The organism is Neisseria sp. P0008.S002, assembly GCF_051962805.1.
In the GTDB taxonomy this organism is placed as follows: domain Bacteria; phylum Pseudomonadota; class Gammaproteobacteria; order Burkholderiales; family Neisseriaceae; genus Neisseria; species Neisseria perflava.
The window spans coordinates 163,739-176,302 of record NZ_JBQCUY010000002.1; the positions used below are offsets into that span (position 1 = coordinate 163,739).

The 12,564-nt window shown below is 51.8% G+C and carries 11 protein-coding genes; 7 read left to right on the top strand and 4 right to left on the bottom strand.

The features are described from left to right. The first annotated feature begins 42 nt into the window (after positions 1 to 42). Complete coding sequence (hslO, locus tag ACTHSA_RS02685) at positions 43 to 939, top strand: Hsp33 family molecular chaperone HslO (RefSeq protein ID WP_004519531.1); 897 nt, start codon at positions 43 to 45, stop codon at positions 937 to 939. A gap of 175 nt (positions 940 to 1,114) precedes the next feature. Here the strand turns inward: hslO and tyrS are convergent, their stop codons facing one another. The 4 genes from tyrS to ppc all read right to left on the bottom strand — a co-directional run bounded on the left by tyrS (position 1,115) and on the right by ppc (position 7,145). Next, positions 1,115 to 2,413 (bottom strand): tyrosine--tRNA ligase, encoded by a 1,299-nt coding sequence (tyrS, locus tag ACTHSA_RS02690; RefSeq protein ID WP_004519532.1) that lies wholly within the window; start codon positions 2,411 to 2,413, stop codon positions 1,115 to 1,117. Between the two features lie 91 nt (positions 2,414 to 2,504). After that, a complete protein-coding gene (locus ACTHSA_RS02695; RefSeq protein ID WP_004519533.1) occupies positions 2,505 to 3,122 on the bottom strand; it encodes a hypothetical protein in 618 nt (205 codons plus the stop codon). Between the two features lie 88 nt (positions 3,123 to 3,210). After that, entirely contained in the window at positions 3,211 to 4,302 is a 1,092-nt protein-coding gene (ychF, locus tag ACTHSA_RS02700; protein WP_004519534.1) for a redox-regulated ATPase YchF, read from the bottom strand. 140 nt (positions 4,303 to 4,442) lie between these two features. Beyond that, positions 4,443 to 7,145 carry a phosphoenolpyruvate carboxylase gene (gene ppc, locus ACTHSA_RS02705; protein WP_440367954.1) on the bottom strand — a complete coding sequence of 901 codons (2,703 nt, stop codon included), beginning with the start codon at positions 7,143 to 7,145 and terminating at the stop codon, positions 4,443 to 4,445. A 187-nt stretch (positions 7,146 to 7,332) separates the two neighbouring features. Between ppc and ACTHSA_RS02710 the strand changes: the two genes are divergently transcribed. The 6 genes from ACTHSA_RS02710 (at position 7,333) to ACTHSA_RS02735 (ending at position 12,533) form a co-directional block, all read left to right on the top strand. Beyond that, positions 7,333 to 7,797: a cyclic pyranopterin monophosphate synthase MoaC gene (locus ACTHSA_RS02710; protein ID WP_070625157.1), complete on the top strand. Its 465-nt coding sequence runs from the start codon at positions 7,333 to 7,335 to the stop codon at positions 7,795 to 7,797. A 49-nt stretch (positions 7,798 to 7,846) separates the two neighbouring features. After that, entirely contained in the window at positions 7,847 to 8,593 is a 747-nt protein-coding gene (locus ACTHSA_RS02715; RefSeq protein ID WP_440368174.1) for a HesA/MoeB/ThiF family protein, read from the top strand. A gap of 186 nt (positions 8,594 to 8,779) precedes the next feature. Beyond that, a complete protein-coding gene (locus tag ACTHSA_RS02720; protein WP_049343552.1) occupies positions 8,780 to 9,124 on the top strand; it encodes a CidA/LrgA family protein in 345 nt (114 codons plus the stop codon). Next, a complete protein-coding gene (locus tag ACTHSA_RS02725; RefSeq protein WP_063068450.1) occupies positions 9,124 to 9,822 on the top strand; it encodes an LrgB family protein in 699 nt (232 codons plus the stop codon). The genes ACTHSA_RS02720 and ACTHSA_RS02725 overlap by 1 nt, the downstream gene beginning before the upstream one ends. Positions 9,823 to 9,864: 42 nt before the next feature. Then, the gene (gene argJ / locus ACTHSA_RS02730; RefSeq protein ID WP_004519540.1) at positions 9,865 to 11,085 is read left to right on the top strand and encodes a bifunctional glutamate N-acetyltransferase/amino-acid acetyltransferase ArgJ; all 1,221 of its coding nucleotides are present in this window, start codon (positions 9,865 to 9,867) and stop codon (positions 11,083 to 11,085) included. Between the two features lie 77 nt (positions 11,086 to 11,162). Then, a complete protein-coding gene (locus tag ACTHSA_RS02735; protein ID WP_004519541.1) occupies positions 11,163 to 12,533 on the top strand; it encodes a chloride channel protein in 1,371 nt (456 codons plus the stop codon). The last annotated feature ends 31 nt before the right edge of the window (positions 12,534 to 12,564 follow it).

The following is a 12,564-nucleotide window of genomic DNA, read 5'->3' on the forward strand; positions in this document are numbered from 1 at the left end:
ACCATATAAGCGGCATTCATTGATTTATTTTCAGAGACTGACATGACACAAAATCACAGCGATATCCGTACACGCTTTATCTTCGACGATATGCCTATCCGCGGTATGCACATCCGCCTCGAAAAAGTTTGGCACCACATCGTCAACCAAAAACATTATCCTATCGCCATCCGTCGTGCATTGGGCGAATTGTTGGCCGCCGGTTCTTTATTGTCTGCCAACCTTAAAAACGAAGGTACGCTGATTGTTCAGGTTCAAGGTCAGGGCCGTCTGAAAATGTTGGTGGTGGAAGCGACTTCTGAAAATACTGTCCGTGCTACCGCGCGTTGGGACGAAACTGCTGAAATCCGTGATGATGAAAGCCTGACTGCGCTGTTAGGCGAAAACAGCGTGTTCGTTTTGACCCATCAGCCTAAAGATGCCGACCCTTGGCAAGGTGTTGTGCCGCTGGAAGGCGACAGCATTGCGCAAATGCTGGTCAACTATATGAAACGTTCCGAGCAGCTCGATACCTATATTACGCTTGCCGCCGACGACCAAGCCGCAGGTGCATTATTGCTGCAACGCCTGCCGGAAGAAGAATTGGATGATGCCGCATGGGAACATGTGACCACGCTTGCACAAACGCTTACTCCGCAAGAGTTGACTGGTTTGGATGCGCATCATGCCCTTTACCGCCTTTACCATGAAACCCCGCCCCGCGTTTTTGAACCGGAAGCCATTGAATTTGCCTGCACCTGCTCCCGCGGCAAAGTCAGCGATATGCTGTTGATGCTTGGCGGTCAGGAAGTAGGCGGCGTGGTGGCAGAACAAGGCAGCATTCAAATCGATTGCGATTTCTGCCATACCAAGTATGTGTTTGATGAAACCGATGTCAACGCTTTGTTTGGCGCGGATGTGGTGAATGCCGTACGCCAAGAAAATGAGCGTTTGCAGTAAGCAAGCGATAAAAGTTTCTTAAAGAAATTGGATAACTTAATAGAAGGGCAGGTGCAAAACCTGCCCTTTCTTTTTGGGAGAACTGAATATCATCAATAGAAAATGCCGTCTGAAAAAAGCGTGGCTGATTTCAGACGGCATGATTATTTTAAACGATGCGTTTAATGTTTCAAGATTATTTCCAAACCAACAAAGCGTGGTTGCGTTTGCCGCGGCGGACGATGGTGTATTTGCCGAAACGTTTGTGTTCGTCGGTCAGCATGTAGGCATCGTCAGGTTTTTCAGCGGCATGGTTCGGATTGTTGGCTTCGGCAGGTTTGCCGTTGAGCAAAACCGCTTTGCTGTTAACAAAGCCGCGCGCTTCTTTGTTGGAAGACGCCAAACCGGTTTTCACCAAAGTTTCCACCACGTTGAGGCTCTCGGAAACTTCAAAAGTCGGCAGGCCGTCGAGTGCCAGCTGCTCGAAGTCGCTTTCGGTGAGATGGCTTTGGTCTTCGGCAAACAGGCTTTCAGAAATGCGTTGGGCGGCGGCAAGGGCTTCTTCGCCGTGAATCAAGCGGGTCATTTCCTCTGCAAGAATGCGTTGCGCTTCAGGTTTGGTGCCGCTGGCTTTGTCTTTGGCTTCGATGGCGTCGATTTCTTCGATAGACAGGAAGGTAAAGTATTTCAGGAATTTATACACATCGGCATCGGCCACTTTCAGCCAGAATTGGTAGAACTGATACGGAGAAGTTTTCTTCGCGTTCAACCATACTGCGCCACCTTCGGTTTTGCCGAATTTGGTGCCATCTGATTTGGTTACCAAAGGCAGGGTCAGGCCGAATACTTGTTTTTGGTGCAGACGGCGGGTCAAGTCGATACCGGCAGTGATGTTGCCCCATTGGTCGGAACCGCCGATTTCCAAAACCGCGCCGTGGCGTTTGTTCAATTCGGCAAAGTCGTAGCCTTGCAGCAGGGAATAGGCGAATTCGGTGAAGGAAATACCCACATCGTCGCGCTCGATACGCTGTTTGACAGATTCCTTGTTCAGCATGGCGTTGACGGAGAAATGCTTGCCGATGTCGCGCAGGAAGTCGAGGCAGTTCATGCTGCCGAACCAGTCGGCATTATTGGCCATAATGGCCGCATTGTCGCCATCAAAGCTTAAGAAAGGGGTCAGTTGGTTGCGGATGCTTTCAACCCAACCGGCAACGGTTTCGGCAGAATTCAAGCTGCGTTCGGCGGCTTTAAAGCTTGGGTCGCCAATCATGCCGGTCGCGCCGCCCACCAAAGCAATCGGCGTATGGCCGGCTTGTTGGAAACGGCGCAATGCCAATACAGGCAGCAAGTGGCCGATGTGCAGGCTGTCTGCTGTCGGGTCAAAACCGCAATAGAGGGAAATTTTTTGTTCGTTCAACAAAGCGTCTAAGGCTTCGATGTCGGTAGTTTGGGCGATTAAGCCACGCGATTGTAGGTCTTGGATAACTGATTTCATTGAAACTTCCGTTGATTAAAATAGGCTAGATATTGATTTAGCAATTTCATGAATTTAATTATTTCTAAATTTTTGATCTTTTGAACATTATTTATACGGTCAAGTTATGTTTTTTATATAATTTAGCTACGGTCCATTTGTGAAAAATTGTTTCTATGTAATGAAGCTCAGTTAATGCTTGGAATCTTAAAAATCTTATTTTTATTTTGTCAGCTATTTTAGCAGCTTCTTCTAAATGTTTCGGATAGTTAGCGGGAAAATGCTCTCCTGATGGATAAAAACTTTCAGCTTTCTTATTGAAATACCACGCTGATTTTCCATTATCGTCATTGTATCTAGGCTCCCATTCCGGAACTTGTATGTAGCTTCTTAGGTTGATATATTCATTTATAATTTCTTTTAGTTCGGTATCGAAATAGCATGAAATATGACTGGAAAAGCGTGTGCATTGTTTTTTCTCGCTAATATCATTACTTAAAATATCTATATCTACAAAAAATTCACTAGAAACACAACGATGGGAATAAATACTTGAATCTAAGTATAAAATCCTATTTTCTCCAATTCGTTCAATTATTTTCCTAGCATTTTGAATATCTTGTTGAAGTTTGCTTTCAAATACTGGGCGAAGAACCGCAAATAATCCTGCTGACGAACCAATAAAATAAAATATATTTTTTACAATATCTATAAGATTGATATTAGACATTTTCCCTAAACTTTGAAGGAAGGTAGGCTAAGAAAAGCTTAGCCTACCAAATTTGATTTGCATTCTTTATGCTTTCAGACGACCTTACTTACACGTTAAACAAGAAGTGCATCACATCGCCGTCTTGTACGACGTATTCTTTGCCTTCCACACGCATTTTGCCTGCTTCTTTGGCTTTGGCTTCGCCGCCTAAAGCGATGAAGTCTTCGTAGGAGATAACTTGGGCACGGATGAAGCCGCGTTCAAAGTCGGTGTGAATTACGCCGGCGGCTTGTGGCGCAGTGTCGCCTTTGTGGATGGTCCAAGCGCGGACTTCTTTTACGCCGGCGGTAAAGTAGGTTTGCAGGCCTAAGAGGTCGTAGCCGGCACGAATCAGACGGTTCAGGCCCGGTTCTTCCAAGCCCATTTCGGCGAGGAATTCGGCTTTTTCATCGTCTTCCAATTCGGCGATTTCGCTTTCCATCGCGGCACATACGGCCACAACCGGCGCGTTTTCTTTTGCAGCCAATTCTTTCAGGCGGTCGAGGTGCGGGTTGTTTTCAAAACCGTCTTCGGAAACGTTGCCGACATACATGGCAGGTTTGGCAGTCAGCAAGAACAGTGGTTTGAGCATGGCGAGTTCTTCTGCGTCTAAGCCGAAGGAGCGTACAGGCTTGCCTTCGTCCAGATGAGGTAGCAGTTTTTTGCACAGATCGACCAGTTTTTGCGCGTCTTTGTCGCCTGAGCGTGCACGTTTTTCTTCGCGGACGATGGTTTTTTCGACGCTGGCTAAGTCAGCCAGTGCCAACTCGGTGCCGATGGTTTCGATGTCGGCAATCGGATCGACTTTGCCTGCGACATGGACGATGTTGTCGTCGTCAAAGCAACGCACGACGTTAACAATCGCGTCAGTTTCACGGATGTTGGCGAGGAACTGGTTGCCTAAGCCTTCGCCTTTGCTCGCACCTGCAACCAAACCGGCGATGTCGACAAATTCGACGATGGCGGGCTGCATTTTTTGCGGATTGACGATTTTTGCCAATTCGGCCATACGCGGATCAGGGACTTCAACGATGCCGACGTTGGGTTCGATGGTACAGAAAGGATAGTTTGCCGCTTCGATACCCGATTGGGTCAGCGCGTTAAAGAGGGTGGATTTGCCGACGTTGGGCAAACCGACGATACCGCATTTCAAGCTCATGGTTTTTCCTGAAAAGATAAAAGTTTAACGGCGGATTATAGCATATTGTAGAGGTACTCAAAACAGCCGCAATGCTGGTGTATATTCATCATAAAAAGGCCGTCTGAAAATTGTTTCAGACGGCCTTTTTCCGTGCTGCCTTAACCGGTATTACGTAAACCTTGCGCCACGCCGTTGATGGTCAGGTGAACCATCAGCAGGGCGTGAGGATTGTCGGGCTCTTTGCGCAGGCGTTTGAGCATGGCGACTTGCAGGCCGTTGAGGGCGTTCAAATATGGAATCCTCAAGGCAAGCGAACGGGCGAGGCTGCGGTTGTCGCGCAGGAGCTCTTCGGTTTGCAACAGGTCGAGCAGTGCTTTGCGGCTGCGTTGGTATTCTTCCTTAATCATGCCGAAGATGACTTTTGCTTTATCTGGCGATTCGCTCAAGCCGGCATAGTTTTCTGCCAAGGTGATGTCAGTTTTTGCCATTACTTGCTCCATATTGGAGAGCATGGCTTGGAAGAACGGATTGCTTTGGGCATGTTCGCGCAGGGCGGCCAGTGTGTCGGGATTGCCTTCGCACAAGGTTTCCACTGCGCTGCCGAAACCGTACCAAGCCGGCAGCATGAGGCGGTTTTGCATCCATGAGAATACCCACGGAATCGCACGCAAGTCTTGAATCCGCGCCAAGGTTTTGCGGCTGGCGGGGCGGCTGCCGAGGTTGAGGGTGGCAATTTCCTGAATCGGGCTGGTTTGCAGGAAGTAGTCGATGAAGTCGGGGTGGGTAATCAGTTCGCGGTAGTATTTGAACGATACGTCCGACAAGTCCTGCATCAGTTTGGCATCAGGGTCTTTTTTATCCGGCAGGATGCTGGCTTCCAACGTCGCGGCAACCAAGGTTTCCAAGTTGCGTTGGGCATTGCCCGGGTCGGCATATTTGGCGGTAATGACTTCGCCTTGCTCGGTAATACGGATTTGTCCGGCAACGCTGCCTGCAGGTTGCGCCAAAATAGCTTGGTAAGAAGGGCCGCCGCCGCGACCTACGCTGCCGCCGCGGCCGTGGAACAGGCGCATGCGGACATCGTATTTTTTGAAGAGTTCGACCAAGCCCAACTCTGCCTGATACAGACACCATGAGCTGGTAACGTAGCCGCCGTCTTTGTTGGAGTCGGAGTAGCCCAGCATGATTTCTTGGATATTGCCGCGGCTTTCGAGCAGGGCGTCATACCAGTCGAGGCGGAACATGGTTTCCATGACCGGACAGGCATTTTCGAGCGCTTCGATGGTTTCAAACAGAGGCACGATATTGATGCGGCTGTGCGGTTTGCCGTTTTCAACCACCAACAGGCCGCTTTCTTTCAGCAGCAATGCCAAGGCGAGCAGGTCGCTGGGTTGTTCGCAGTTGGAAATAATGCTTTGTGTAACGGCATCTTCGCCAAATTCGTCTTTGATTTTGCGCGCTTCGTTGAAAATTGCCAGTTCGTGGCGGGTATGGTCGCTGTATGTGATGAACGGGCTGTACAGCGGACGTTGATGGCTCAATTCGCGCAACAGGGCGGCTTGTTTTTGCTCTTCGTTCAGGCTGTTGTAGTCTTCCAAGCCTGCGTGTTGGAAAAGCTCGGCAACCACATCGGCGTGTTTGCCTGCGTGTTGGCGCAGGTCGAGCGGCATCATGTGGAAGCCGAACACGGACACGCTGCGGATAATGTCGGACAGACGGCCTTCTGCCAGCAGTTGGCTGCCGTTTTCGTGGAGCGAGCGTTGCAGTTTTTTCAGGTCGTTGAGGAACTCTTCGACCGTGGCATAAGGCTCGAGGAAGCCGAATTTGCAGCCCATGCCCAAACCGAGTGAGCGTGCCTTGCCCATGGCGCGTGCCATGATGTAGGCGATGGCGCGGCGGTAGGGTTCTTCGGTGCGGGCGATTTCTTCGTCAGGCGAGAGGGCGGCCAGTGCCATTACGTCGTCGTTGACTTTGACGCGGCGGATGGAGAGCGGCAATTCACGGTAGAGTTTGTCGAGTTCGCCACGATAGAAGCGGAACACTGCATCGGCATGCCGTCTGAACGCAAAACGCAAGGTTTCAGCAGAAACAAACGGGTTGCCGTCGCGGTCGCCGCCGATCCAGCCGCCGATTTTAAGGATATTCGGAACGCGGACGCCGGGATAGGCCGTCTGAAAATCGCGTTCCATTGTGCGGTAGAGTTTGGGCAGGGCTTCAAAGAAGCTCATCGGGAAGATGGATACACCGTTGTTGATCTCGTCGTTGACGCTGAGTTTGTGGCGGCGCGTTTCGCTGGTCTGCCACAAGCCCAAAAGCACGGTGTCGATTTCGCGGCGCAACTGAGCCAGTGCATCAGGATTGGTGCAGCGTTCGCGTTGCGGCAGCAGCGCGCGGATACGGCGGTTGAAGCTCAAGACGGTTTGGCGTTGCACTTCGGTCGGGTGCGCAGTCAAAACGGCGGTAACGACTGTATTGTCCAGTTGTTGTTGCAACGCTTTGCCGTTGACTTTTCCGGCCTTGAGTTTACGCACGGTTTCCGTCAGGCTGCCTTCGGCACTGTTGTGTCCGGCCTCTTCGTGGATTTGGCGGCGGCGTTCGTGGTGCACGTCTTCGGCGATGTTCAAAATCTGTGCGAACAGGCCGCAGGCCAGGGTTAAATCGTGGGTTTGTTGTTCATCTAATTGCGGCAACACCTTTTCAATCAAGGCAGCGCTGTCGTCTGAAGTCGATAATAACTTAACGGTTTCGACCACCAAAGGCGACGCTTCCTCATGCAGCAGATTGAAAAGAGACTGTTTTAAAAATTCCGCATCCGCCGCCAGAGCGGCATCTTTAGGATTGTTTAAGATATGCAGTTGCATGATTTTTCTCTTATTTAAATGTTAATTTGGGTTTGTCCCGAATCCATTGTATAGCAAATTTTTGTAAACTGCCAATGCTGCCGTCCGATACATTTCAAACCGGAAAACAGCCGTCCGTATCCGCCGCGTGGCCGGTGTCTGTAAAATGCCGTAAAATATTGGCTGTCAAAACAGAGGCGAGAAAACCATGATTGAATTTCCCAACCAGCCCGATTTTCCTGAACAACACACCGCCGTCGCCGTCGGCACCGTTAACATGAGCCAGCAGGCGATACGGGTGTTGATAGAGAATGCCACCGAAAAGGCAAGTATCCTGACCATCGCCCGCGTTGCCGCCATTCAAAACATCAAACAAAGCGGCAACCTGATTCCGCTGCACCTGCCCGGCCGCATCATCGGCGTGCAGGTTGATTTCGATATTAACGTCGAGCTGGCCTGCCTGAAAGCCACATTGACCGTCCAAGCGCACAGCAACGGCAGCATTGCCACCGAAGCCCTGACCGGCCTCAATTTGGCGCTCTTGAGCGTTTACGACATGATGAAAGACGTTGACCGCAATATGATGCTCAGCGGCATCCGCCTTGAATCCGAAACCAGCAGCGAAGGCCGTCCTTTCCTGTTTGACAACGCCTACGAAAATATTAATTTCTAAACCACTCAGGCCGTCTGAACGTTGGGTTTCAGACGGCCTTATTGTTATGATGAACGATCAACAACTCCTGCGGTTCAGCCGCCATATCCTGCTTGACGAAATCGGTATCGAAGGCCAAGAAAAACTTTTAGCCGCCCATGTGCTCGTTGTCGGTTGCGGCGGGTTGGGTGCGGCGGCCTTGCCGTATCTTGCCGCCGCCGGTATCGGCCGCCTGACGATTGCCGATGCCGATACCATCGACGAGACCAACCTTCAACGCCAAATCACGTTTACCGAAGCCGACATCGGCAAAAACAAGGCTTTGGTCATGCAAGGCCGTCTGAAACAGATCAACAGCCAAACACACATTACAGCCATTGCCGAATTTCTCGATGAAACCAGGCTTGTCGAATTGGCAAACGCCGCGGACATCATCCTCGATTGTTCCGACAATTATCCCACGCGCCAAGCGGTCAACCGCGCCGCCGTTGCCACGCGCACGCCTTTGGTTTCAGCTGCAGCCGTCGGCTTTGATGGACAAATTGCCGTGTACCGTCCCGATCTTCCCGATACGCCCTGCTATGCCTGCCTGTTTGACGGAGAACAAGCCAGCGACGGCACTTGTGCATTGTTTGGCGTTTTTTCGCCATTGGTCGGCATTATCGGAACGACCCAAGCCGCCGAAGCGCTCAAAGTGCTGACCGGTATCGGTACGCCGTCGCACGGCAAACTTTCTACCTATAACGCGTTGAGCGGAAAGTGGCAGCAATACGGGGTAAGACACAATCCCGAATGCCCGGTTTGCAGTGGCCGTTAAAGACAAAAAGCAGGGTAGGGGTTTCAACATTGCCTAAGCCAATCCGTTAGAGTAATCATGCTTATCTTTCATTAAACTTGAAGGAAGGCGTTTCTTCCCTTTTCAGACGGCCTGTGGCACGATATGATTCAATGATTAATAAATTTTTTGAGGCCGTCTGAAAAAGGATAAGGAGAAACCGGCTTAATGAATATTATTCGTGCCTTATTGGTGGTATTGGGTTGCTTGGCTTTGGGCGAGGCAACCGTTTGGATTTTGGGGTTGAAGCTGCCGGGCAGTATTGTCGGCATGGCTTTGCTGTTTGCCGCGCTTCAGGCAGGCTGGGTCAAATTGTCTTGGGTGGGGGAACTGGCGGACATTTTGATGGCAAACCTGACTTTGTTTTTGGTGCCGCCTTGCGTGGCCGTCATCAGCTATTTGGATGTGATTGCAAACGACTGGTTTTCGATTCTGACGGCCACAATCGGCAGTACGATCTGCGTATTGTTGGTGACCGGCAAAGTGCATGAGTGGGTCAGGAGGTGGATGTGATGAACATAGACGGGCTGTTGCGCATGCCCTCGGTCATGCTGTTCCTGACTTTGGCCGTATATGCTTTGGCAGTGCAGATTCGGGCGCGCACGGGGAATGTGCTGTGTAATCCGGTATTGATCAGTACGCTGGTGTTGATGGGGTATTTGAAGGTATTTGCCATCGATTACGAGCTGTATCACGACGCGGCGCAGTTTATCGATTTTTGGTTGAAACCGGCAGTCGTGTTGCTGGCCGTGCCGCTTTATCGAAATTGGGACCGTATCCGCAGCCAGTGGTTGCCGGTGGTGTTGTCGCAGTTGGCGGGCAGCGTGACGGGCATTGTTACAGGCGTGTATTTTGCCAAATGGCTGGGCGCTTCGCGCGAAGTGATTTTGTCGCTGGCTTCCAAATCCGTGACCAACCCGATTGCGATTGAAATCACGGCATCGGTCGGCGGTATTCCGGCGATTACGGCGGCAACGGTGATTATTGCCGGACTTTTTGGCCAGATGGCCGGATATAAAGTGTTGAAAGGGGCGTTGTATATGCCTTCTTCAGTGGGAATGTCTTTGGGTACGGCCTCGCATGCGATGGGTATTGCGGCGTCTTTGGAATACGGCCGCCGTATGGCCGCCTATGCCGGCTTGGGCTTGACGCTCAACGGCGTGTTGACGGCGGTATTGGTGCCTATCTTGATTCCCTTATTGGGCGTATAGCGTTTAGGCCGTCTGAAAATAGTGTAAACAGGAGAAAATGATATGGCTGTAAATTTGACTGAAAAACGTGCAGACGAATTGTTGGAAATCGACGGTATCCGTCTGTTTACAGGTCGTGCCGGCATCAAGCAACAAGACCGCGACGATTTGACGCTGATGGTGTTGGGCGGCGGACATACGGTGGGCGCGGTGTTTACGCAAAACCGGTTCTGCGCCGCACCGGTGCATATCGCCAAGTCGCATCTGTTTGACCAAGACGGCGTGTGTGCCTTAGTCATCAATACGGGCAATGCCAATGCGGGTACCGGCGCACAAGGCCGTCTGGACGCGATTAAAGTGTGCGCGGCGGTGGCAGAGCAGGTCGGCTGCCAATCCAATCAGATTATGCCGTTTTCGACCGGCGTGATTTTGGAGCCGCTGCCTGTGGATAAAATCGTGGCCGCTTTGCCGCAAGTGCGCCCTGCATTCTGGTCGGACGCGGCGCGTGCCATCATGACGACGGATACTGTGCCGAAAGCCGCTTCACGCACAGGCTTGGTCGGCGAAAAACACACAGTCCGCGCCACCGGCATCTCCAAAGGCTCGGGCATGATTCATCCGAATATGGCGACCATGTTGTCGTTTATCGCCACTGATGCCAAAGTGTCCCAACCGATTTTGCAGCTGATGACCCAAGAAATCGCAGACGAAAGTTTCAATACGATTACCGTGGACGGCGACACCAGCACCAACGACAGCTTCGTGATTATGGCGACAGGCCGTTGCGGTCAGAGCGAAATCGACAATACCGCCGATCCGCGCTATGCGCAGCTCAAAGCATTGCTCGGTTCGCTGGCTTTGGAATTGGCGCAGGCGATTGTCCGTGATGGCGAGGGCGCGACCAAGTTCATCACGGTTGAAGTACAAAACGCGAAAACCCGCGAAGAGGCGCGCAAAGTGGCTTATGCCGTCGCCCATTCGCCTTTGGTAAAAACTGCTTTCTTTGCCTCCGACCCGAATTTGGGCCGTCTGTTGGCAGCCGTCGGCTATGCCGGTATTGAAGACTTGGACGTCGATGCTTTGAAAATGTGGCTGGATGACGTGTTGGTGGCTGAAAACGGCGGCCGTGCGGAAAGCTATACCGAAGAAGCAGGACAAGCCGTGATGAATCGTCCGGAAATTACCGTCCGCATCGATTTGCAACGCGGCGATACGACGGCGGCCGTCTATACCTGCGATTTGTCGCACGAGTATGTGTCGATTAACGCGGATTACCGTTCTTAAAAACCTTTATCCTTGTTTTCAGACGGCCTTTGAGAAAAGTATCAAGGCCGTCTGAACACATTGACTGCGTGCCTATTATGAAATTTCCACAGACTTGGGCGGCGCGCCTCGCCCACAAAATCCGCCAAACCAAACGCCTGTCGAAAAAGAGCATTGCCTTTCTGTTTTTGCTGGCAGGATCGGCACTGGTTGCCCTGACGGCTTTGATGTTTGCGTACTTGGCGGATTTGGCTTTGGAATGGAACGCTTTGTTGGTGGGAAAATATCCATGGTTTGCGTGGGTGGCCTTGCCGCTGGGTTTGCCGCTTTTGGCGTGGTTTACGCGCAAATTTGCGCCGTACACTTCCGGCAGCGGTATTCCGCAAGTCATCGCTTCGTTGTCTTTGCCGTATGGCGCGCAGAAAACCCGTCTGATTCGTCTGGGCGAAACCTTTTTTAAAATTCCGCTGACGTTTTTGGGCATGATTTTGGGGGCATCGATCGGCAGGGAAGGGCCGTCTGTACAAGTGGGTGCGGCGGTCATGAACGCTTGGGGCGCCTGGTGTAAAAAGCACGGGCTGGCGTTTAGGGGCATGCAGGAAAACGATTTGATTGCCGCAGGTGCGGCCGGCGGTTTGGCAGCGGCGTTTAACGCACCTTTGGCCGGCGTGGTGTTTGCCATCGAAGAATTGGGGCGCGGCGTGATTTTGCGTTGGGAACGCCAAATCCTGATGGGCGTGTTGGCAGCCGGTTTCATTCAAGTGGCGATACAGGGCAACAACCCGTATTTTTCAGGGTTTCAAGGGCATGAGCTGCCAAACATGCTGATGTGGGCCGCGGTGTCGGGCATCGTCTGCGGCGTGGCTGGCGGATTGTTCGGCAGCTTTTTGTATCGCGGCGCGGCGGCATTCGCACCGGTACGCTGGCGCAGTTTCATCCGCCGTCATTTGTTGGTGGTCGCTTTTGTAATGGGTATCTTGTTGGCGTTGCTCGGTACGTTTTATCAAGGTAAAACCTATGGTACGGGTTATCACGAAGCCGCAGCCGCTCTTAAAGGCGCATATGAAGCGCCGTTCGGCTTGGCTGCCGCAAAATGGGCGGCGACCGTGTTCAGCTACTGGGCAGGCATTCCCGGCGGTATCTTCACGCCGTCTTTAACCATTGGTGCGATGATAGGCGAACACATGGCTTCTTTCGCGCAACTGGGCGACGCGTCCAATGTCGCGGTTTTGCTCTGCATGGCCGCGTTCCTTGCCGCCGCAACCCAATCGCCGTTGACCGCTGCCGTAGTGGTAATGGAAATGACGGGCGGACAGAATTTGTTGTTTTGGATGTTGCTGACTTGCATCTTCGCTTCGCAAGTCTCGCGCCAATTCTCGCCGCATCCGTTTTATCACGCCGCAGGTCTGCGCTTCAGACGGCATATCGAAGCCGAAAGCGGACATGTTCCGCATGAGAAAAAAGAATAGATAGGCATATAAAAGGCCGTCTGAAAACTAA

Coding starts and splice junctions, on each gene's coding strand:
- hslO (WP_004519531.1), top strand. CDS start 43: ATGACACAAAATCACAGCGATATCCGTACACGCTTTATCTTCGACGAT.
- tyrS (WP_004519532.1), bottom strand. CDS start 2,413: ATGAAATCAGTTATCCAAGACCTACAATCGCGTGGCTTAATCGCCCAA.
- ACTHSA_RS02695 (WP_004519533.1), bottom strand. CDS start 3,122: ATGTCTAATATCAATCTTATAGATATTGTAAAAAATATATTTTATTTT.
- ychF (WP_004519534.1), bottom strand. CDS start 4,302: ATGAGCTTGAAATGCGGTATCGTCGGTTTGCCCAACGTCGGCAAATCC.
- ppc (WP_440367954.1), bottom strand. CDS start 7,145: ATGCAACTGCATATCTTAAACAATCCTAAAGATGCCGCTCTGGCGGCG.
- ACTHSA_RS02710 (WP_070625157.1), top strand. CDS start 7,333: ATGATTGAATTTCCCAACCAGCCCGATTTTCCTGAACAACACACCGCC.
- ACTHSA_RS02715 (WP_440368174.1), top strand. CDS start 7,847: ATGAACGATCAACAACTCCTGCGGTTCAGCCGCCATATCCTGCTTGAC.
- ACTHSA_RS02720 (WP_049343552.1), top strand. CDS start 8,780: ATGAATATTATTCGTGCCTTATTGGTGGTATTGGGTTGCTTGGCTTTG.
- ACTHSA_RS02725 (WP_063068450.1), top strand. CDS start 9,124: ATGAACATAGACGGGCTGTTGCGCATGCCCTCGGTCATGCTGTTCCTG.
- argJ (WP_004519540.1), top strand. CDS start 9,865: ATGGCTGTAAATTTGACTGAAAAACGTGCAGACGAATTGTTGGAAATC.
- ACTHSA_RS02735 (WP_004519541.1), top strand. CDS start 11,163: ATGAAATTTCCACAGACTTGGGCGGCGCGCCTCGCCCACAAAATCCGC.